The sequence below is a fragment of the Shewanella sairae genome, from assembly GCF_023283535.1.
In the GTDB taxonomy this organism is placed as follows: domain Bacteria; phylum Pseudomonadota; class Gammaproteobacteria; order Enterobacterales; family Shewanellaceae; genus Shewanella; species Shewanella sairae.
The window spans coordinates 1-21,071 of sequence record NZ_JAKILT010000070.1 but is presented as its reverse complement, the minus strand read 5'-3'; the positions used below and the strand labels follow the sequence as shown (position 1 = coordinate 21,071).

The window sequence follows — 21,071 nt, the reverse complement described above, 5'->3', positions numbered from 1 at the left end:
TGGAAGGCTAAGTTTGCGGACAACCCGCTTACCTCAGATCTAATGCAGACTTATTAGAATCTGACAAGACCGTCCTATATTGATCGCTTACAAACTGTAAACCATCGGTGTCACCATCTGTTGGTGTGTTGCCATCCATATCAATATGGCCCCATCTTGTTTCATCGCCAGTATTATGTGCACCATCAGGGTCCTGCCAAATCTCAGGGTAGTAAGCGCCATTTTGGCTAGATGTACCCTCATATGTACCCTCTGTGCTGCTAAAGGCTAGATTAACATCGACACTTTCAGCCGTATTTTGTACCACGCTGGTATTGTAGATACCGTTATGGGCCGACACTTGATTATTAGATACGCTGGCTTCACCTAATCGACCGTTATAAGACGATGCAGCCATATTGTTAGCTTGAACGTTATTACCACCGGACGCGATATTCACGCCAATGTTGCCCGATGCACCATTAAATGCATCACCTGTGATAGTGGCTGAATTAGTTGAAGCATAATTGTCAGTACCGGTAAATGTGCCTCTTTGTGAACTAAAAATCTCAGCATCACCGGAACCAAATGCAAACCCAGCATCAATTGAAGCAAGCGCCGCGGAATTACCTTGTACATTAAAGTCACCTGCGGCTTGGTTCACACCAATATTACCGCTAGCACCACTAAATGCAGAGCCGCCTATAGTAGCTTTGTTTTCTACATAACTGTTGCCAATTAAGTTAGCACCCGATGCCTGAACATTATCAACGACTGCCATACCTAGGCCGTCAGCTCGAATGTCGCCATCAATTTTTACAGTGCCTTTGTACTCTAAGTCCTTTTTAACCGTGACTTTTTTTGTTAGTTTGACACTACTATTAGAATCTGATTCTGATGCTGAACCGTTGCTATGACCACCATTAGCGAATGCTGGAACACTAATCGCCGCACCGATACACATTACTAGAGTTAACTTTTTCATTTCCATTTTCATCTCTCCATTTAAAGTTATTTAGTTCCCACTAGGTAACTGCAGCGAGAACTGATTTATGGCGCTGTTACCATCGCCAGAAATTTGGTTAATCTGAACGATGCCTTGAGCATTCTCAAAGCTGTCCAGTGCAATAACGGCATGGTTTGTATCGTTACGTTCGAGAGGCAAAGCGGTAGGGCTTACAATACTATCAAGTGCCGAGTCCTCAAGACCTAAGCCAATTACGGATTGCAAAGCAATTGCTCCTAAGTTGGCTTGAATATTTCCTTGTCCACTCACTTGATTAACACTAATCAGTCCTTGCGCGTTTTCAAAAGCAAGTTCTTCAATGTATGACAGGTTATGTCCCGTGCTACTTCCAGTAAGATTAAGATAAGGATTTTTTTGGTTTGATAGGATCACAACTTGATCCGCAATAGCGTGACTATTTGATTGCAGGTTGCTATCACCAGCTGCCTGATTGATTGCGATACGTCCACTGTTGTTGCTAAATGTTTGATTACCAACGGTAGAGTTATTATCAACATGCTGAATACGTGTACTCTCATTGCCGTTCGACCAAACAACAAATGAAAAGCCTGCTAGGGATAGGCATAAGTACTTTTGAACATTGCTCAACTTCATTCAACACTCGATAATTCAAAAACCGTGTCATGGAAGTAGCAAAGTGTGCGCCAAAAGGTATTTATGTTTTATTTCAAAGGTTTAACTTAAGCCCAAACAAAAACAGTCTCAATAATGAGACTGTTTTGTTTAAGTTATTGATTTTATTTGACTCATAATTATTTTTTGATTCTCATTAATAAGAATCTATGCAGAGTGACGGGCTATACCGCGTAGATTTCATGCTTATCAATAAGTCGATATAAGGTTGCTCTCGATATTTGTAAATCATTAGCAACGATATCCATTTTGCCATTATGCTTTTGAATTGCAGTGACTAATGCATGCTTTTCGACTTCATCTTTAATAGTCTTTAAACCTTGAGCAAAGCAAGGTTGAACAATCGTTTCTTCAAGCTCAAGATCTTGAATCTGAATCATGCTGTTTTCACAGAGTAACACTGCCCGTCGGATCCGATTTATCAGCTCTCTCACATTTCCAGCCCACTCATGCTGCATCATGGCATAGTACGCCTCCTTACTTAACTTACATTCACCAACGCTGTACTCTTTTGCATACTTTTGACAAAAGTGACTGGCCAGTGGAATGATATCTTCCTTTCTTTCTCTTAATGGCGGTAACTCTATCGTTATTCCGTTTAATCGATAAAACAGATCTAAGCGGAAATTCCCCAACTCAATTGCCTCTTCTAAATCAATATGGGTTGCCGCAACAATACGAACATTTGACGATTGTGGAGTGGTTCCCCCTACACTATCAAAAGTGCCTTCTTGCAAAAAACGCAATAAATTGACTTGCTGATCCAGTGGTAAGTCTCCAACCTCATCTAAGAACAAGGTGCCATTATTAGCCTGAGAAATCTTCCCCTTATGTTGATTAACCGCTCCGGTAAACGATCCTTTTTCGTGACCAAAAAGTTCAGACTGCACAACACCAGAGGTTAACGAACCACAATTAACAACCACAAATGGGCCAAAGGATCGACCTGATTGATTATGTATTTTTTTCGCTATTAATTCCTTACCTGTACCACTTTCACCTCGAACAAGAATAGGGATATCTGTAGGAGCAGCCCTTTGCACATTCTTGGCAAGTTCCAGCATTGCAGGAGACTTAATAATAACTTCGGATTTGACTTTAGAGGCGGGGGAGTGCCGATGACTATCACTGCATTGCAGCCTTATTCTAATGACACCGAGCGCATGGCCCATCAATCTAACAAGGCGGTCAATTTCAAAAGGAGCGGTATGATAATCCCAGGCATGCTGCCCAATTAATTGTTGGACAGATTGAATTTTTAATTGCTGGCGATCAATTAGGACTAGAATTAGGGTGCTTTTATGTAGCTTACGAATAGCGGTTTCAGCCCATGAAACCTGTTCGTTTTCCCTAAGGTCCAACAATAATAAATGGCACTCATAATCGAAGCGAGCTAAATCATCAACGCTATAATAATCGGCATATATCTCTTTTCGCCTTAGTTGCTCACACAAAAAACTGTCGTAACTATGGCCAATGATATTCACTCGCTTCATCATCTACTCCCTAGACTTTGATACTACGTTGTTCGCCCCAGTAAAATAGCCTCATTCGAGATAATAAAACGAAATCAGAGCAATGCAGATATCATATAAATTGGTCGAGTTGATATTTGCAATTTATCATTTACTACGGTGTTAAATAGTATAGTTACAATCCGTTAACCATGTTGGCATTCAACGGATTAATCAGCCCGTTAACAGTGATAGAATCAGCAAGGTTTTATTGAATTAAAAGCTATTCATTTACTTTTCAATAACTTTTAGTCATGCAGTTTGTGATGCATAATGCATCGCATCTCGCAAAATAAATTGAATGACACTGTAGCTCAATATTTAAACAATAACGATATCTGCGCAATCGGCTTCAGTAGTATAAAATAAGGATTTGGCATGACCAATTTCAAAAAAGCATTAATTATTGCAGGGTTAACCACAGCAACTTTGAGCTTACCCGCTGTTGCCAAACTCAACGTTGAAGAAGCTCGTATAGCGACAGCTTCAGAAACCATTCCAGAAGTCGTTAATCGCTATCAAGCTTTTACACGTGATCTTAGTGAAAAATATCACCTGCAAACTAACGAACTAGAGCTCACTCAAATCGTTGCTCACCAAGGACAAAGGTTATGGCAACAAGCGGTTCGAGATGTGCAATCAGGTCACTTAGATGATCGTTCATTGTATTGGGGACGCTTAGCACTGCGTGAGTTACTTAAAACGCAAAAACCAAGCCTGACGTTAGCGGATTGGCAACAAAGGGTTTTGCTTGATGCCGTCGAAAAATCCTCTCGCGGTTTTAGCGATGTCAATTTTAAAGATGACGCACAAATAAAGATTCTGGTCACAGGCTTTGACCCTTTCTTTTTAGACCGCAATATCGACCAAAGTAATCCATCGGGTCTGGCAGCGCTAGCGCTTGATGGCTTCCGCTTTAAGGTTAATGGCAAACAAGCCCAAATCGAATCAGCAATGATCCCAGTGCGATTTGCAGATTTCGATGAAGGCATGATTGAATCGTTTTTAACGCCCTTTTATCGTGACAACAGCGTCGATATGATCTTTACCGTTAGCATGGGTCGCGATGACTTCGATATTGAGCGCTTCCCTGCTCGCAACCGCAGTGCCGATGCACCGGACAACCTCAATGTGTTAACCGGTGCCAATAAACAATCGCCAATCGCCCCCCAATTTAATGGCACCAGTCTAAATGGCCCTGAGTTTGTAGAGTTCTCACTTCCAATTAAAGCGATGCAAAACGTAAAAGGCCCCTGGAAAGTCAACGATAATCACACGGTATCCACGCTAAAAGGCGGAGAGTTTCAAGCAAGCTCTCTAGCGCAACTAGAAAATAGTACTTCGGTTGAAGGGTCTGGCGGTGGCTACTTGTCTAACGAGATCTCTTATCGTGCTATTTTATTACAACAACAATTTAATAGTCAGATCCCGGTTGGGCATATTCATACCCCTCGGATTGCGGCCTATGACGTTGAAGTTGAAGCAAACATCGTTAATCAAGTTAAACAGATGATTGAAGCCGCAGCAACAACGCTATAACGCGCAGTCACTATAACAGTCAGACCATTTAGCTAAAACTGGTCTGACTCTCTCACCTCAGTTAAAATAATACAGTGCTATTCATAATGAGAGACGCTGTCCTTATGCTAAAAATTCGTAACCCTTTTAAGTCAGCCTTTCAAACTTTGCCCGCAGCAAAAGTGTCAACACCTGCAAGTTTTACCGACCCCATGCAGCAACAAGTCGCAGAGCAAGTCGAGCATTGCTACCAAATAGCCGAAGCCAGTCTTGCTAAGAGCTTCCCAAGACCTGAGATAAGTTTTGCCCTTCGCGGTAAAAGCGCGGGTACTGCACACCTACAGCTAAATAAGTTACGCTTTAATTCTGCACTGTTAAAAGACAACTTACAGGCGTTTTTAACCGATGTCGTACCTCACGAAATCAGTCATTTATTAGCCTCTCAGCTCTATGGTCGCGTCAAGCCTCACGGCCGAGAATGGCAAAGCATCATGCTGCGAGTTTTTAACATTACCCCGCGCACGACTCACAGCTTTGACACCTCGGCTGTTGAAGGAAAAACTTTTGCCTACCAATGCCAGTGCGGACCGGTAAAACTCAGTGTCCGACGTCATAACAAAGTTGTCCGCGGCGAAACCCAATATCGCTGTCGCAAATGCGGTAGCACGTTACAATCAAACTAAAGTAAATCTTTACGAACCAAGATCTTGCTATTTAGCGTTCAATGCCTCGCACCGTTCAAAAACAATATGATTCCTGTTCTTTTGAATACGCTCGATGCGTTTAGCGCGTTTACATTCCCATTCACTGATTGGAAATTGCTTGTCCCAAGCGTTCATGAGTTGCTTTTGTTGATTACTCAAACGAAATCGCGGGTATGCTTGCTCCATATATAAATAGGTTCTTGCAATTCGTCCTCGCGAACCGATTGTTGGCTCGACTTTCCTACCGTGCACTTTCACTTCGCATACCCCAAAACTAGATTTTGAGGAAGGTAACATGGCAAAGTTATAATTCGATCTAGTGGCATTTACCGCGCCTACTGCCGGATACAAGTTATATAGATCAGACTGCATTAATCGATATTCATTATTGATTTTTTCAGCACATTTACGGCCTTTAAAATTCTTACCTTTATTATTCACACAGTCGCTGTGACCATCACGCCATTCTGAAAACGTACGTCCGAAGTTTTCTGCTGGCACCACGTGCTCCCATTCCACACGTTTAGCGCGCTTAACATGTTTTTCAGTAGTGAAGCCATTTGGCAGAGTAATATTCTTATTTTTATCGAATTTAGCATCACAATAAAGCGTGATACGGTGGTCATGATAGACTTGTCGCTCTAAGGTTTTTTTGGCCTTATTAAATGAATGAATGCTTGTATTACCTTGGTAAGATTGAGCAAATATAGGTAGAGAAAAAACGGTGATTAGCCCAGCACAAATAAAACGGATTTTCATAACACTTTACACTAAGAAAAAATTCCGCGAATTTTGCCTTAACTTCACGCTTACACAGCGTTATTAAACGAAAGTTCATTCAACTTCATCTAAAAAATGTGAACAAAATCCGAATTTCTATCTATATTCGTCCTCCCTCTCCATATTTATCAATCCCGAGCCATTGATTAGCTTCGACGATAGATAGCCAAGCACCATATCAGTGTTGACTTTAAAGCATGTAAAGTGCAATCTCCGGCGATATCTTAAGTCACAAAACTAACGCTATTTTATGCGCAGCCGACTGACAAAAGCCCCGGTTGCTATTACCGTTATAGTTAGCAAGAGGATAAAGCTTATTCCGTTGATAATATTGAATGTCGACGTGAGCAAGTGATTGCTATGTTTCAAAGCAACGCCAATAAGTTTGTATCAGTTCTTCGTCAGCAGCTAAATAGCTCATCAACATACGCAAAATAAGGCTAGCAATACCATGAGAGTGCCAAGAATTTATCAAGAATCAACACTAGTTGTTGGTCAGTCAGTCGCATTAGATGATGAAGCGGCAGGTCATGTTGGCCGCGTATTAAGAATGTCTTCAGGTGAACAGGTTAGCTTGTTCAATGGTGACGGCAATGATTACCTTGCAGAAATCATCAGCGCCAGTAAGAAAAACGTTGAAGTGCAGGTCCTTAGTTGTGAGGCTAATAACAGCGAGTCACCACTTAATTTACATTTAGGTCAGGTGATATCCCGCGGTGATAGAATGGATTTTACCATTCAAAAATCAGTTGAGCTGGGCGTTAATACAATTACACCATTGTTTTCAGAACGCTGTGGCGTCAAGTTAACTGGCGAGCGGTTGGAGAAAAAAATTCAGCAATGGCAAAAAATCGTCATTAGCGCCTGCGAACAATCAGGTCGTAGCGTCGTACCTGTAGTGCGTCCAGCAATGCAATTAGCAGACTGGTGCGCAGAACAATCTGACGCAGTTAAGCTTAACCTGCATCCACGAGCTTCTCACGGTGTTAATGGCTTAACGCTACCAAATAACCGTGTACGTTTAGTTATTGGTCCAGAGGGCGGCTTATCAGCACCTGAAATCGCCATGACTGAAGAGCATCAATTTACTGACGTATTGCTTGGCCCAAGAGTCCTGCGTACTGAAACCGCGGCACTCACAACCATTAGCGCGTTACAGTTAAAGTTTGGTGATATCGGCTAGCTTAAAGCCCAAGAAACATAAGATTTATTAGCAACACGCTAGAAATTGGGGCCAAGCGCCCCCATATTTATCGTGGTAACGAATATCAGATAAGGAAAACGCTCCATGATTAAACTCGGCATCGTGATGGACCCCATCAGCGACATCAACATCAAGAAAGATTCTAGCTTTGCAATGTTAATGGCTGCGCAGTCCCGTGGTTATCAGCTTTTTTACATGGAGATGAAAGATTTAGCCATGGTTAACGGCCAAGCAATGGCGACCATGAGCGCATTAACGGTTCAAGACGACCCACAAAATTGGTACCAGCTAGAAGAAGCAATCGACACGCCGCTTGCCGATCTAGACGTTATTTTAATGCGTAAAGACCCACCATTTGATACCGAATTTGTTTACTCCACATACATGCTAGAGCGTGCCGAAGAGCAAGGCGTGTTAATCGTCAACAAGCCACAAAGCCTGCGTGACGCAAACGAAAAGCTATTTACAGCTTGGTTCTCTGAATTTACACCAGAAACTATCGTTACCCGTGACGAACAGCGTATTCGTGCGTTCCACCAAGCTAAAGGCGATATTATTTTAAAGCCATTAGATGGCATGGGCGGCAGCTCAATTTTTAGAGTAAAAAAAGATGACCCTAACTTAGGTGTTATCATCGAAACCCTGACAGCTGAAGGCTCACAATACGCGATGGCACAGGCTTTTATCCCTGATATTACCGCCGGTGACAAGCGCATCTTAGTGGTTGACGGTGAGCCAGTACCGTATTCACTTGCGCGTATTCCGCAAAAAGGCGAAACCCGTGGCAATTTGGCCGCAGGTGGCCGTGGTGTTGCTCAGCCTCTATCAGAGTCTGATTGGCATATTGCGCGTACTATTGGACCAGAGCTTAAAAAGCGCGGTCTTATCTTTGTTGGTCTTGACGTGATTGGCGATAAGCTTACCGAAATTAACGTGACTAGCCCAACCTGTATTAAAGAGATCCAAGCAGCATTTGATGTCGATATTACCGGCATGCTAATGGATGCTATCGAAGCGCGTATTAACAAAACAGCTTAGCCAAAGGAACCGGCATGAATCTATCAAAAACATTAACTTGGGCAGTAAGTGCTTTAGTTATGCTGCCTTTAGTTGCTTCAGCGAATGTCAATATTCATGAAGCACCTTCACGTCCAAAAAACATGATCATCATGGTCGGTGACGGTATGGGCCCGGCTTATACAAGCGCATATCGCTATTACCAAAATAATCCTGATACAGAAGAAATAGAGCAAACGGTTTTTGATAGATTACTTGTCGGTATGGCTTCCACCTATCCAGCAAGACAGAGCGGCTATGTTACCGACTCCGCAGCCTCAGCAACTGCATTAGCAACCGGTGTAAAAACCTATAACGGTGCGATTTCTGTCGACATCAATAAACGCCCGCTAACCAGTATTATGCAAATGGCAAAGCAACGCGGCATGGCTATTGGCGTAGCCGTAACTTCACAAGTGAATCATGCCACGCCTGCCGCATATTTAGCGCATAACGAAAGTCGTCGTAATTACGAGGAAATCGCTAAAAGTTACTTAACGGCTGACGCTGACGTGATTCTAGGCGGCGGACAAAAGTACTTTTCAGAGGCTCTGCTTGAGCAGTTTAAAGCTAAGGGATATCAACACATTGATGATTTTAGCCAGCTCGATAGCATCACCAAAGGTAAGACACTAGGCTTATTTGCCGATGTGCAACTGCCTTGGGTTATCGATCAGCAAGACTCAACTCAGCTCAGCCTGCTCACTCAAAAAGCACTTGATTTGCTATCCCAAAATGAACAGGGATTTGTACTACTCGTTGAAGGCAGTTTGATTGACTGGGCCGGCCACAATAATGACATTGCCACCGCCATGGGCGAAATGCATGGCTTTGCCAATGCGATTGAAGTGGTTGAGCAGTTTGTTCGCGCCAATCCAGATACCTTAATGGTCGTTACCGCTGATCACAACACCGGTGGTTTATCGATTGGTGCTAATGGAGAATATGCTTGGGATACAAGCCTACTCCAAGGCATCAAAGCGAGTCCTGCAGCATTAGCCGAGCAAGCTATAGCCGTCGATGACTGGCAAGCACTCGTTAATCAAACCCTCGGCTTTGACGTGACAACTGAAGAGTTGCAACGCCTAAGCAATGCGCGTATGCAAGGAAAATCTGCATTGGAAACCAGCTTAAAACAGCTGATTGATAGCCGCAGCTTTACCGGCTGGACAACAAGCGGCCATACAGGCGGAGATGTACAAGTGTTTGCCGCGGGTCCAGCTGCAGATTTGTTTAAAGGCAATCAAGACAATACCGACATTGCCGAAAAGATGATGAGTTTGCTACCGAGAAGCCAATAAACCTCGCCACGCATAAGCTCTTTATCACCATCTTAAATAATCTAGGCTGCTAATTTTAGCGGCCTTTTTATTCTCAGTAATCCAGCCAAGGTTGAAGTTTCTTATCCCACTAGCGATAAGGTATAATCGCACTTAATCAAACCTAAACCTTGAATACTCATGCTAACCAACGCTTCGCAAGTCCTCCTTAGAAATAGTGAATTAGTCAAAGACCAATCCGTATTGGTGATCAACTATGAAAGCGATCACTTGCCCAAAGAGCTATTATCGACAGCCAGCAGCGTCTGCGGATTAGCGTTGGATTACCACCATCATTTGCTAATGCAGCCTTATGCGAGTGCTAATTTGACTCTGCATTTCGGCCATCAACTGCCCAATGATGATAGCTTTGATACTGTTATTGTTTATTTTCCAAAAGCGAAAGCTTTAGCACCGTACCTATTTAACTTGGCAGCAAAGCACCTTAAGGCACAAGGCCAATTGATTGTGGTGGGAGAAAACAAAGGTGGCATTAAGTCACTACCTAAACAGCTACCTAGCTATTTTGACAAGCCATTTAAAGCCGACAATGCCCGTCACTGCATCGTATTTTTGAGCGAACTAAATGCACAAGCGCCAAAATTAACTCTAACCGATTGGCAAAGTAAATATCAGCTAGAGACTCCCCAAGGCCAAATTACCATCTGTAATCTAGTGGGGGTATTTAGCGAGAAAAAACTCGACGAAGGCACGCAACTGCTGCTCGAAAATCTGCCGAAAATGCGCGGTAAAGTACTCGACTTTGGCTGTGGTGCAGGTGTAATTGCAGCAGCACTACTCAAAGTACAACCAGAACTAAAAATAGACTGTGTTGATATTAATGCGATGGCATTAGCTTCATGTGAACTGACATTAGCAGCTAATGGGTTTAACGCTAATATTTTTGCATCAGACGGTTTAGAGCAAACGAATGTTCGTTATGACGGTATTATCTCTAACCCACCGTTTCATGATGGCCTAGCCAGTACCACCGATATTGCGACGAACTTTGTGAAAGACAGTGCCAAAAATTTACAGTCTGGCGGCTTATTTCACATCGTAGCGAATCGACATTTACCCTACTCAGATACTATTGCTGAAAACTTTGGTTCAGTCGAAGTTGCTGCAGAAAACAACAAATACAAAATTTATTCTAATATAAAGCCTTAAAAACTGAGTCAATCCCCTTTAGGCTCAGTCAGTGCCACTATCACTGACTGAGCTTACCACTGCCCTCCCAATTGCAAGATTCACACAATTCGTCCCTAAGGCTTTTTTACCTACCTTTTATATGGTTATATTGGATTAGCAATCTCTGAAAATAATAAAAGTGCTAGAGGTATTTAATGCTTCATCCGGGACTCATAGAGTTAAGCCAAGATCAGCAAAAAGCCGAACTAAAAATCGTTCCCAATAGCCACGGGCCGATTACAGAAAAGGATCTTCTGCAGCTATTAGCTTTGCCAGATTTTACTTGCCTATTCCCATTACAAGCCCAGATCACCCAAGCCGTCATCAAAGTCAATCAGGCTGCGAGTCAAGACGACGGTCATATCGAGTTATTTTTTGAAATTGCCGACCGCCGTGACGCGGCTATTAGTTTTGATGTTAGTGATGACAAAATGCAGCTATCAATGACCCTTACTGCAGCCTACGGCGGTAAAACATTAGATATCAGGGATATATTGCAAAACCTAAAGCTGCAACGGATTAGTATGGGGCTAAGTAAAGCGAAAATCGACTCGCTAATACAAGAGTTCGTCGCCTTAGGTCCTGGTCAGTCTTGTAGCTGTATCATCGCTAATGGGCGCGCCGCCATTAACGGCATTGCCGCTAAATTAGAACGAAAGGTATCACTCGCGAGAGAAAGATTATTGCAGCCGCAATCAAATAGTGACGGTACTGTAGATATGCGTAATCTCGGTGCCATGATAATGGTCAAGCCGGGCAGCTTACTAATAGAAAAAATCCCTGCGACCCAAGGCACTGACGGCTATAACGTCTATGGTGAAAAGCTCATTGCCAAACCCGGTAAAGACCATAAACTGACTCCAGGCACTGGCACTGAAATCAATAACCTCAACCCGAACCAACTTATCGCTACCGTTGCCGGTCAGCCAGTAGAAACTTCATCAGGCATGCTCGTTGATGATGTTCTCCAGATAAAAAATGTCGATGTTGGCTATGGCAATGTCGATTTCAAGGGCAGTATTTTAATCACTGGCGATGTGGGTGAAGGCATGGTTGTTAAGAGCACTGGTGACATTACGGTTATGGGTTTTGTTGATTCCGCCACATTACAGGCCCAAGGCGATATTACTGTTAGTAAGGGAGTGATAGGCCGGCAATTAAAAGATTTCAGCCTATCGACGAAACTCATAGCTCAGGGGCAGATCAGCGCCCAGTTCGTACAATATTCAAGGCTAGAGGCACAAGGAAACATCCTTGTGACTAAACAGCTATTACATAGTCACACACAAACCAAACAACAACTCATTGTCAGTGATGCTACGGGTCGTCGTGGCGATCTTGTCGGCGGTAGAGCGCAAGCCAATAAAGGCATAAAAGCCGTCGCAGTTGGCGCGACAGCAGATACTAAAACCGAGCTGTATTGCGCAATGGAATTAAATGAGTTTAAAGAGCAGCTTAAGCAGTTAGATCAAAGTATCAAATCCATGGTTGTTGCAGTGCTCAATATCGAAGCGCAGTTGCGAAAACTGCCTCCAAAAATAGAATGGCAAAATGATGCCATGATGGTCGAGCAAGTCACTGTAATGATCGATGAAAAACGCCGTATAGCGTCGATTAGAGCGCAAGAAGAGCTCGATTTTGAACGACTAAAAGCTGAAATAGAAAACTACTATAGAAACTATTATATCGATGCCGTTAAACATGTATTTTCAAATGTAGAGTTGCATGTAGGCAAAGCATTTTTGCGCACCCAAAGAGAGCATGGACCTTGTCAGATCCGTAACCACAACCAAGAAATTAATTTTGACTATAGTCACTAGGCGCTATTTAACTTCTGTTAGGGCTAATAGCAGGGGTTTTAAGCGGTTTAGACTTTCATTGAGTAAGCTATCCACGGCATAATTAAGCGACTTTTCGCATTAGAGATATATCGTGGAATTATTGAAAATTGATTGCCTTGGAAAACCGCTACGCTTAGAGGGCTCACTGGCGGGTTGGCAACAACTATTTTGGGGCGACGCTTTAGTCTCTGTTATTCAGGCTAGCCCAGATAATGAAGGCCTTAAAAGCCATACATTTGAATTGTCTATACAGTCCCCTGTATTGGCTCAAACAGCAGATGCTGAACCGCTAGACACAAAGGCAATCAAGATAACTCTTGAGACCGACTTACAGTGGCAGCCTTTTGTTATCGACTACAGCTTACTAAAAGATGATGAGGTCATCACTACCGGCCAGCGCACCACCAAAGATATTGAGCGCCAAACTCCCACTATTGCTATCGCTGAAAAAAGACAGTTCAGCGTTGTCGGACTCGCCTCGCTAGGTTTTAAGCTACTCAAAAGTGCCAAAGTGATTAAGGTGTTGCTTGCTGGCGCCAGCGTAGCGGCATACTCTTGGTTGTTCTCATTTCAATTCGCACTCGCACTTATCGCTTGCTTAGTCTTCCATGAGTATGGTCATATCCGCGCGATGAAATACTTTGGTATGAAAACCAAAGGGATTTACTTAATTCCCTTTATGGGCGGTCTCGCGCTCAGCGATGAGAAAATTAACACCCGTTGGCAAGATGTGGTTATCTCTATTATGGGGCCAACTTTCGGCTTATTAATGTCAATCGCTTCACTTATCGCCTATTGGATTACAGGTAATATTTTCTTTGCCGGATTAGCCACGTTTAACGCGCTATTAAACCTGTTCAATTTGCTGCCAATATTACCCCTTGATGGCGGCCACATTCTCAAGAGCATTAGCTTTTCGATGAACAGTCTAATGGGGTTAGTCGCCTGTATTCTTGGAGCGGCCGTAGGTGTTTATATCAGTTATTCGCTCGGGCTTGCTCTGTTAGGCTTTTTACTGCTTATCGGTAGTGCAGAGATTGTGTTTGAGTGGAAGACACGCCATCAAAGCCACCTGCTGCCGCTGGATAGATATGGGCAAATTTTCTCAGCAGTTTGGTACTTCTTAACCGTTGGCGCACTGATAGGGATTATTTGGTACTTTGCCAGCAGTGGCGATGAGATGCTTGCGCTGCCACTAGAGATCCTCAAGAGCTAAACGTTAGCAGAATATATAACAAGGGCATTCATTGAGTGCCCTTTTTCATGCGTTGGCTTTATACCAATCAGTATAAACATTTAGTCACTCAGCGAGAGTTTAGCGGTTTTGAGGCAAGGCAACGAGTGAAGAGCATAGTTGTTCTACGTTCAAGTTCGTTAACGCAGCATCAGAATCGCTAAAACTCGCCAGTCTGGAACGTTTTTGGCTGCCTACTTCTGCGTTGAATAGATTTATAAGGGAATAACCATTATTGCAGCTATTCGCCTTGAATTAGTTTGCCAAAAATCGTTCTGAGCTGATCAAATTCTTATACTGATTGGTATTAGGTAGAAATCAGCGAAGCCTGCTCAACTAAACGAATTGCCAAATTTCAGGCATAAAAAAACCTGCTCGATGGCAGGTTGCTTTGTTGATAATGGTACCTGAGGACGGACTTGAACCGTCACTTCTTTCGAAATCGGATTTTGAATCCGACGTGTCTACCAATTCCACCACTCAGGCATTATCAATAACACTTACTTAAATCTGCTCGACCTCAGTAAGTGAACGGAATTATACCTACAGACAAATGAATGGCAAGTGTTTTGATTTGAATTTTGTATCAACTGAGTACTTTTCAAGCTCAGGTGCTAGGAAGTGCTTACTATCCCAACAAAACATGCCTTTCTTACACAAGTCATCGAAACAACGAAAATTAGCAAAACACGATCTACATCATAAAAATTAACAAGGTTGCACCAAACGCTTAATAAGTGAGTTTGTTTTTGACTCAGATCAAAAAACACTCAACCATCGAAGCGTATGGTTATTAGGAATTAAAAAGAAAGAGGATTTCGCAAATGGCATTCTGGTTAGATTTGATGTTTGGCAACCCAATTGGCTTGCTATCAATGATTGTTATCTTTAGTACTATTGGCATCATTTCATATCTGATGTGGATGTTCTATACCAAGTCTGCGGATCCCGAGAATTAACGTTAAGTTGTTCTTTCTAATGCAGGGGGCTTATTGCCCCCATTTTTTTGTCCGTGATTTATCGATAATGCTGACTGCACCAGTCGATTACATTGACTAGGTACAATAACACTTAAGCAGCTTGTTTACGTGGCGCCGCAAAACTATTGACGAAATGTGGTCGCGCCTTAATAAGATTCTTCATTTCTTCTGCACTAGGCTCTCCAACTGGGAAACGTAATACCTGACGGTTTAGGTGTACACGGGCGCGCATTGAAATTTTAAAGTCAGCCGTAGACCCCTGAATAGCATAATGCTTTTGGTTTCCTAAGTGCTCTAAAATGCCAGTTTTCAAAAGGCTGTTAACTGCAGGCTCTTGCTCTGGTAGGGTGAGAATCGTTTCTCCTTGCAAGAAGAACTCCCTTAGCAAAGCCCTTTCTGTTGGATCCAGTAGTTTCACTTTCTCTTCAATAATTTCTGCTGAACGCTTATCGCTTAAATAACTAATAGCCTCGTCAAGAAAGTAACTTAGTATTTGCGTCAATAAATAAGCAGCACCAATAATGAGGCCTAAACCAATAAAGTGGGCGTTTTGCACCGAGAATTCATGCAGACTTAACGAGGTCAATAACGCCTGAGGGGCGAATAGTAGTGCAGCGCAAGCTAAGGCAAGCCACAGCATAGCTGTAAAAAAGAATTTTTTAGCCGACATCATGTTAAAAGAAGATAGTTTGAAAGCTACGTTTTGCATACTCAGTGTACCCAGTGTCAGAAATCTGTTCCTGAATTATTCAAAGCAATAATAATGCCAAAAAGATAACTTTAACCTTAAATACTTTCCACATGGTGAAAACGTCATTGAATACAATTTTCAAGCAAAAAAAAAGCGCCAGTTTGGCGCTTTATATAACAAAAGGAGGAAAGCTATTGAGCCATCGCCTTAGCTGCTAATTTTGTTAATACCCGGCTTGTAGCCACAAAGCCAAAGGTACCGGTAACCACTGTCACAGCTCCAAAACCAGAAGCACAATCCATGCGCATACTGCCTTCAGCCGTTGCCTTCGTATTACATACACTGCCATCAGCTTGTGGGTAAACGAGTTGCTCCGTAGAAAACACAGCTTCAATGGCAAAACGGCGAGCAACATTCTTAGAAAAATTGTATTCACGTCTAAGTTGATTGCGCACCTTAGCCAATAATGGGTCTTGATATGTTTTAGCTAAATCAGCCACCTGCACTTGAGTGGGATCCATCTGACCACCCGCGCCACCGACTGTTACGATCGGTAGCTTTTGACGTTTACACCAAGCAATTAGTGCTGTTTTCGCTTTTACAGCATCAATACAGTCAACAACATAATCGATATTGCCACCGGCTTTCTTACCTTGGAAGTATTCAGACAAGTTTTCAGGGGTAATAAAGTCTTCTATTTCATTGACGATACACTCTGGATTTATCTGCTTTAAGCGCTCTGCCATCACTTCTACTTTAGATTCACCAATGGTGTCTTTTAACGCATGGGCTTGTCTGTTGGTATTAGTCACACAAATATCATCTAAATCAATAAGGGTGATTTGGCCTATTCCGCTTCTTACTAGCGATTCTGCCACCCATGTACCAACACCACCAATACCAACCACTACCACATGAGCTGAGGCAAAGTAGCTAAGAGCTTGCTGACCATACAAACGGCCAATACCAGCAAAACGATTTATGTAAGCGTCAGATAAAGTTTGATTATTCAAAATGATACTCAATGTAAAAAAGCAGCGAAAAATATAAAGCGAGATATGGGGCTATTTTATCTCAAACCTACACAAAACTCTAAAATAAATCATCAAGCACACTAAACATTTGTGAACAATTAGTAACCGGATGTTTGAGTAGACACCTGACTTGTTCTTCTCGTTGCGCAAAAATTAAACCGCTGTTTAATAAGAGTAAATCAGCATGACTTACATCGCGAAAGATCCACGTTCCTTGACCTAGATCACTAAGCGCATCCATCATTCCGTGCCAACATCTCACCGACAAATACAGCGTTACACTCACAAGCCACCAAATCAGGCTGTGAGTATAGATAGCCTGCAACTATAAATAGCGATTCGCTACAGGAAAATGAAAATGAAAAAAACTGTTCTGTCTGCCACGATTGTTTCTGCACTAGCTACCACTTCTTTTACTGCATTAGCTGATGGCCCAAGTTTCTATGGCCGCGCTGATCTTGCCATTACCAACTCAGATATGGGGATTGCAACACAAAACCAAAAGTCTGGTACCATCATTGAAAATAACTTCTCTTGGTTGGGCGTTAAAGGCACTGAAGCAATCAATAGCGATCTTGAAGTGGTTTATCAAATGGAGTTTGGCGTAAGCAACTTCGATAATTCAGGCAATACTTTCGCAGCCCGTAACACTTTTCTAGGCCTTAAATCTGCTACTGCTGGTACCATCCTAGTGGGCCGTAACGACACAGTATTTAAAGCATCTGAAGGTGGGTTTGACATTTTCGGTAACACCAACTCAGATATCGACCTACTCGCTGCAGGCCAATCTCGTAGCGCCGATGGGTTTAGCTACTACTCACCTAAGATTGCCGATCTAGTGACATTAAACGCGACGTATTTAATGGATGACAACTATGATCAAGTTAATGCCGCTGGTGAGGATGTATATACTGATAACATGTACGCCCTTAGTGCCACTTTAGGTGACAAAGGCCTTAAGGCACAAAATTACTATGTATCTGCAGCCTATAACGATGGTATCGACAACGTCAAAGCCTACCGCGGTGTGGCGCAAGTTAAACTTGGCCAAGTTATTCTAGGTGGTTTCTACCAAAACAGTGAGCACGTTGACAACAAGTACTCAAACCTAGAAGGCGATACTTACTTCGTTAATGCCGCTTACGTAATGGGTAACCTAAAACTTAAAGCTATGTATGGTAGCGATGATTCAGGTTTAGGCAAGTATGTTAGCCGCTATGTTGGTGACACGAACGGTGCAACACTAGAAACTGTCAGCGATGTCGATCTGCAGCAATTTAGCCTAGGTGCAGACTACCGCCTAAGTAAAAACACTTTAGTATACGGCCACTACACCAAATACGATGGCGATATAAAATTAAGCGGCACTTCTCATGACATGAGTGATGACATCTTCACTCTGGGTATGCGCTTCGATTTCTAATCCCATATTAGCTCAAAGTGTTAAAAGGCAGCATACGCTGCCTTTTTGCTATAAATAAAACTTCAACCAAATACGACTATTCATCATACTGCTCACTAAACAAGCTCACTTTTAGTACTTCTATCTAGATTGTCGTCAGTAAAGCCTATTTTCTGTAGTTACTCACTTTTATAATGAGTCAAATCAGCGTTGATTAATGCAGACATATATAACCCTTTATAGGTATTTTCAAGTATTTTGTTTCAAACAAACTGGAAACTGAATTATTAAAGTTTCTAAATCGTCACAAAAAAGTATCAATTCAGTTCTTGAACCCTGAAAACATGATCCAGCCCACAATCTTAACGCCATAAAACTGTAATATTTAGCCCCACAATTGCTATGAGCTCGGATGCAAGTAGCAAAAACAAAAGATTATGTACAAAACCATAAGAAATGAATAGGAACTTCGGTTCTGGGAGCAAATGAATGAAAAAGACACTAATTTCAGCGTCAGTAGCATCAGTTTTAACCCTAGCTTCTTTCGGCGCGCTAGCCGACGGTCCAGGCTTTTACGGTCGTTTAGACCTAGCAGCGACACACTCAGATACAGGTGCAACGACTCAAAACGGTAAAGAAGGCACTATTTTTGAGAACAACTTCTCTCACCTAGGTGTTAAAGGTAGCGAAAATATTGCTGATGGCTATGACATCGTTTACCAAATGGAATTTGGTGTTGATAACACATCAAATAGCAACAAGACATTCTCTACTCGTAACACTTTCCTAGGTCTAAAGACCAATGCGGGTACTGTACTTGTTGGTCGTAACGATCACGTATTTAAGCAAACTGAAGGCGGCGTTGATATTTTTGGTAACACTAATGCCGATATCGACCGTCTAGTTGCTGGTCAAGACCGTGTTGGTGATGGTATCTGGTACTACTCTCCAAAAATTGCTGGTCTAGTGACATTAAATGCGACTTACCTAATGGAAGGTAACTACACTGACGAAGCAAACAAAACTTCTTACGATCAACAGTATGCGCTAAGTGCAACTATTGGTGATAAGAAACTTAAAGCACAAAACTACTACGTAGCAGCAGCTTACAACACTATCAAAGGTATCGATGCATACCGTGGTGTTGCTCAAGTTAAACTAGGTGACTTCAAAGTAGGCGGTCTATTTCAAAACACTGAAAGCCAAACTTCTGATCAAGAAGGTAACTCTTACTTCGTAAACGTTGCTTACAACTTAAATGGCGTTAACCTAAAAGCTGAATACGGTAAAGACGAAGGCGGTTTTGGTAAGTACTACAAAAATATCACTGACGTAGCTGGTACAGATGTAAACGTTCAAGTGATCACTGTTGGTGCTGATTACAAGATTGCTAAGTCAACTATGGTATATGGCCACTACGCTATGTACGAAGGTGATCACAAGATCGCTAGCGGCGCTAAAGTTGACCTAGAAGATGACAACGTATTCACTGTTGGTGTACGTTACAACTTCTAATCGTTTGAGTCTGTAGACTCTGCGATTTTAAACCATAAAAAAGCGACCTAAGGTCGCTTTTTTGTTTTTGCTATTGGCTATTTTCGATAGCTCATCTTTAGCTGCTTAGCTAAGCTTTGCGGGTTAACTTGTACACACTTTCAGTCAACCAAGACACCTGTTTTTTAACAAAGCGCGGGTTATCACTAAGTACATCCTCGCTCGCTAAGCACTCAATCTCAAAATCATCACTAAGATTTGCACTAACCCAATCATCCGAAACTGCAAACGGTGGACCGTTCAATTCCGCTTGCGGATAATCTAGGGTTATCAACAAGCCTACGCTACCTGCAGGGATTAATTGAGCCAGTTGCTTAGCATAAGCAAAACGCATTTCTTCTGGCCAGGCAATGAGCGCTGCACGATCATAAAAGGCGTTAATATTTGGCAATGCATTCGTATCTAGGGTAAAGATATCACCCTGATAAATAGTCACCTGCTCAGTTGAGAACTGTTGATGCTCACCAACGCGATTAACTTTTACAGGTAAATTGTTGTCTTGGTAAAACTGCTTAACTGCTAACTCATTTAACTCGCATCCCACAACATCGTGCCCTTGCTCTGCAAGAAAACACATGTCTAAAGATTTACCGCAAAGAGGAACAAAAACCTGACAGTTCGCCGCTAAATCTAATTGCGGCCAATGTTTTACCAGTAGGGGATTAACTGCGTTTAAATGAAAGCCAATTTGTTGGGCATCCCATTTTTCATGCCAAAAGCTTGGTTGCATAATTTGAGTCCTAGCAGGGAAACTTAGGTACAACCATAGGGCTAAAACGATCAACAATCAGAGTGACAAAGGCTTCACTCAATAAAATGACGCGTTAAGACTTGGTATACCGCTACGGGGGATTACTTTAAAGCCTGAGAGCAGCATAAGCAAAAGATTAATAATCTGATTTAGGTGTTCTCTACCTGCTATACCAAGTCTATTGGTGGGGGAAGTTTAATCGCTATCGCGTAATCGTCTATCCGACTGAGATACCTACATATTCAGTGTTTGCTGCACTTTTCTGAGCCACAGGCAGTTTTCACATTCGCAGTTGCGGCGCGACAAATGGTGCGGGGTTAAACTCGAATCAATAAAGTCGACTGCAACTAATAGCTGCTGCTTTAAATCTTCAACGGATTTTCTTTCTACCGCAATGGTTTCATCATTATGATTCATCCAAGTGCACTCCATACCTTGATGGCAGTTGATGCACTCCATATCCGTAGGATTAAAAAAGCCAGCATGAGGGCAATAACGCAGCTCCATTGATTGAAGGATACGTCGTCTGGGGAACTCAAGTAATGCAATTAACTGCGATTTGTCTAATCCTGTGTCTAGTCCTAAAATAGGTTGACGGTTTTTATTAAGCCAGTTGGTACTCCCAACTGGCTTTTTCATGCACCTCGTTTGGGGTTTTC

The 21,071-nt window shown here is 42.4% G+C and carries 19 protein-coding genes and 1 tRNA gene; 11 read left to right on the top strand and 9 right to left on the bottom strand.

Annotation, left to right across the window (positions count from 1 at the left end):
- Positions 1–28 precede the first annotated feature (28 nt).
- From L2748_RS20855 to L2748_RS20845, 3 genes are all read right to left on the bottom strand, one after another.
- Positions 29–970: a hypothetical protein gene (locus tag L2748_RS20855; RefSeq protein WP_220782680.1), complete on the bottom strand. Its 942-nt coding sequence runs from the start codon at positions 968–970 to the stop codon at positions 29–31.
- Positions 971–994: 24 nt separating this feature from the next.
- Positions 995–1,600, bottom strand: coding sequence for a hypothetical protein (locus tag L2748_RS20850; RefSeq protein ID WP_220782681.1), 606 nt, complete (start codon positions 1,598–1,600; stop codon positions 995–997).
- Positions 1,601–1,803: 203 nt separating this feature from the next.
- Positions 1,804–3,135, bottom strand: coding sequence for a sigma-54 dependent transcriptional regulator (locus L2748_RS20845; RefSeq protein WP_220782682.1), 1,332 nt, complete (start codon positions 3,133–3,135; stop codon positions 1,804–1,806).
- Between the two features lie 396 nt (positions 3,136–3,531).
- On the opposite strand from L2748_RS20845, the gene L2748_RS20840 reads away from it, so the two are divergent.
- Both L2748_RS20840 and L2748_RS20835 read left to right on the top strand, forming a co-directional pair.
- Positions 3,532–4,692, top strand: coding sequence for a pyroglutamyl-peptidase I (locus tag L2748_RS20840; protein ID WP_220782683.1), 1,161 nt, complete (start codon positions 3,532–3,534; stop codon positions 4,690–4,692).
- Positions 4,693–4,796: 104 nt separating this feature from the next.
- Complete coding sequence (locus tag L2748_RS20835; protein ID WP_220782684.1) at positions 4,797–5,354, top strand: SprT family zinc-dependent metalloprotease; 558 nt, start codon at positions 4,797–4,799, stop codon at positions 5,352–5,354.
- Positions 5,355–5,381: 27 nt separating this feature from the next.
- Here the strand turns inward: L2748_RS20835 and L2748_RS20830 are convergent, their stop codons facing one another.
- Positions 5,382–6,134 carry an endonuclease gene (locus L2748_RS20830; RefSeq protein WP_220782685.1) on the bottom strand — a complete coding sequence of 251 codons (753 nt, stop codon included), beginning with the start codon at positions 6,132–6,134 and terminating at the stop codon, positions 5,382–5,384.
- 472 nt (positions 6,135–6,606) lie between these two features.
- Between L2748_RS20830 and rsmE the strand changes: the two genes are divergently transcribed.
- From rsmE to L2748_RS20800, 6 genes are all read left to right on the top strand, one after another.
- Positions 6,607–7,338, top strand: a complete 732-nt coding sequence (rsmE, locus tag L2748_RS20825) for a 16S rRNA (uracil(1498)-N(3))-methyltransferase (RefSeq protein WP_220782686.1) — start codon at positions 6,607–6,609, stop codon at positions 7,336–7,338.
- Positions 7,339–7,443: 105 nt separating this feature from the next.
- Positions 7,444–8,397 (top strand): glutathione synthase, encoded by a 954-nt coding sequence (gene gshB, locus L2748_RS20820; RefSeq protein ID WP_220782688.1) that lies wholly within the window; start codon positions 7,444–7,446, stop codon positions 8,395–8,397.
- Positions 8,398–8,411: 14 nt separating this feature from the next.
- Complete coding sequence (locus L2748_RS20815; protein ID WP_220782689.1) at positions 8,412–9,716, top strand: alkaline phosphatase; 1,305 nt, start codon at positions 8,412–8,414, stop codon at positions 9,714–9,716.
- Between the two features lie 159 nt (positions 9,717–9,875).
- A complete protein-coding gene (locus L2748_RS20810) occupies positions 9,876–10,904 on the top strand; it encodes a class I SAM-dependent methyltransferase (protein WP_220782690.1) in 1,029 nt (342 codons plus the stop codon).
- A 176-nt stretch (positions 10,905–11,080) separates the two neighbouring features.
- Complete coding sequence (locus L2748_RS20805) at positions 11,081–12,745, top strand: DUF342 domain-containing protein (protein ID WP_220782691.1); 1,665 nt, start codon at positions 11,081–11,083, stop codon at positions 12,743–12,745.
- Positions 12,746–12,857: 112 nt separating this feature from the next.
- Positions 12,858–13,982: a site-2 protease family protein gene (locus L2748_RS20800; protein WP_220782693.1), complete on the top strand. Its 1,125-nt coding sequence runs from the start codon at positions 12,858–12,860 to the stop codon at positions 13,980–13,982.
- A 419-nt stretch (positions 13,983–14,401) separates the two neighbouring features.
- Here the strand turns inward: L2748_RS20800 and L2748_RS20795 are convergent.
- Positions 14,402–14,486: transfer RNA gene (locus L2748_RS20795), tRNA-Leu, on the bottom strand.
- Positions 14,487–14,824: 338 nt separating this feature from the next.
- Between L2748_RS20795 and L2748_RS20790 the strand changes: the two genes are divergently transcribed.
- The gene (locus L2748_RS20790) at positions 14,825–14,959 is read left to right on the top strand and encodes a DUF3149 domain-containing protein (RefSeq protein ID WP_012153859.1); all 135 of its coding nucleotides are present in this window, start codon (positions 14,825–14,827) and stop codon (positions 14,957–14,959) included.
- A 112-nt stretch (positions 14,960–15,071) separates the two neighbouring features.
- Here the strand turns inward: L2748_RS20790 and L2748_RS20785 are convergent, their stop codons facing one another.
- Positions 15,072–15,689 carry a superinfection exclusion B family protein gene (locus L2748_RS20785; protein WP_220782694.1) on the bottom strand — a complete coding sequence of 206 codons (618 nt, stop codon included), beginning with the start codon at positions 15,687–15,689 and terminating at the stop codon, positions 15,072–15,074.
- A gap of 173 nt (positions 15,690–15,862) precedes the next feature.
- Entirely contained in the window at positions 15,863–16,684 is an 822-nt protein-coding gene (gene tcdA, locus L2748_RS20780) for a tRNA cyclic N6-threonylcarbamoyladenosine(37) synthase TcdA (RefSeq protein WP_220782696.1), read from the bottom strand.
- Positions 16,685–17,063: 379 nt separating this feature from the next.
- Here tcdA and L2748_RS20775 point away from each other — a divergent pair, with 379 nt between their 5' ends.
- Entirely contained in the window at positions 17,064–18,128 is a 1,065-nt protein-coding gene (locus tag L2748_RS20775) for a porin (RefSeq protein ID WP_220782697.1), read from the top strand.
- A gap of 468 nt (positions 18,129–18,596) precedes the next feature.
- Entirely contained in the window at positions 18,597–19,622 is a 1,026-nt protein-coding gene (locus tag L2748_RS20770; protein ID WP_220782698.1) for a porin, read from the top strand.
- Between the two features lie 109 nt (positions 19,623–19,731).
- Here L2748_RS20770 and L2748_RS20765 read toward each other — a convergent pair whose 3' ends face one another.
- Entirely contained in the window at positions 19,732–20,391 is a 660-nt protein-coding gene (locus L2748_RS20765; protein WP_220782699.1) for a thiopurine S-methyltransferase, read from the bottom strand.
- A 255-nt stretch (positions 20,392–20,646) separates the two neighbouring features.
- Positions 20,647–21,051 (bottom strand): hypothetical protein, encoded by a 405-nt coding sequence (locus L2748_RS20760; protein ID WP_246616243.1) that lies wholly within the window; start codon positions 21,049–21,051, stop codon positions 20,647–20,649.
- Positions 21,052–21,071: the final 20 nt, after the last annotated feature.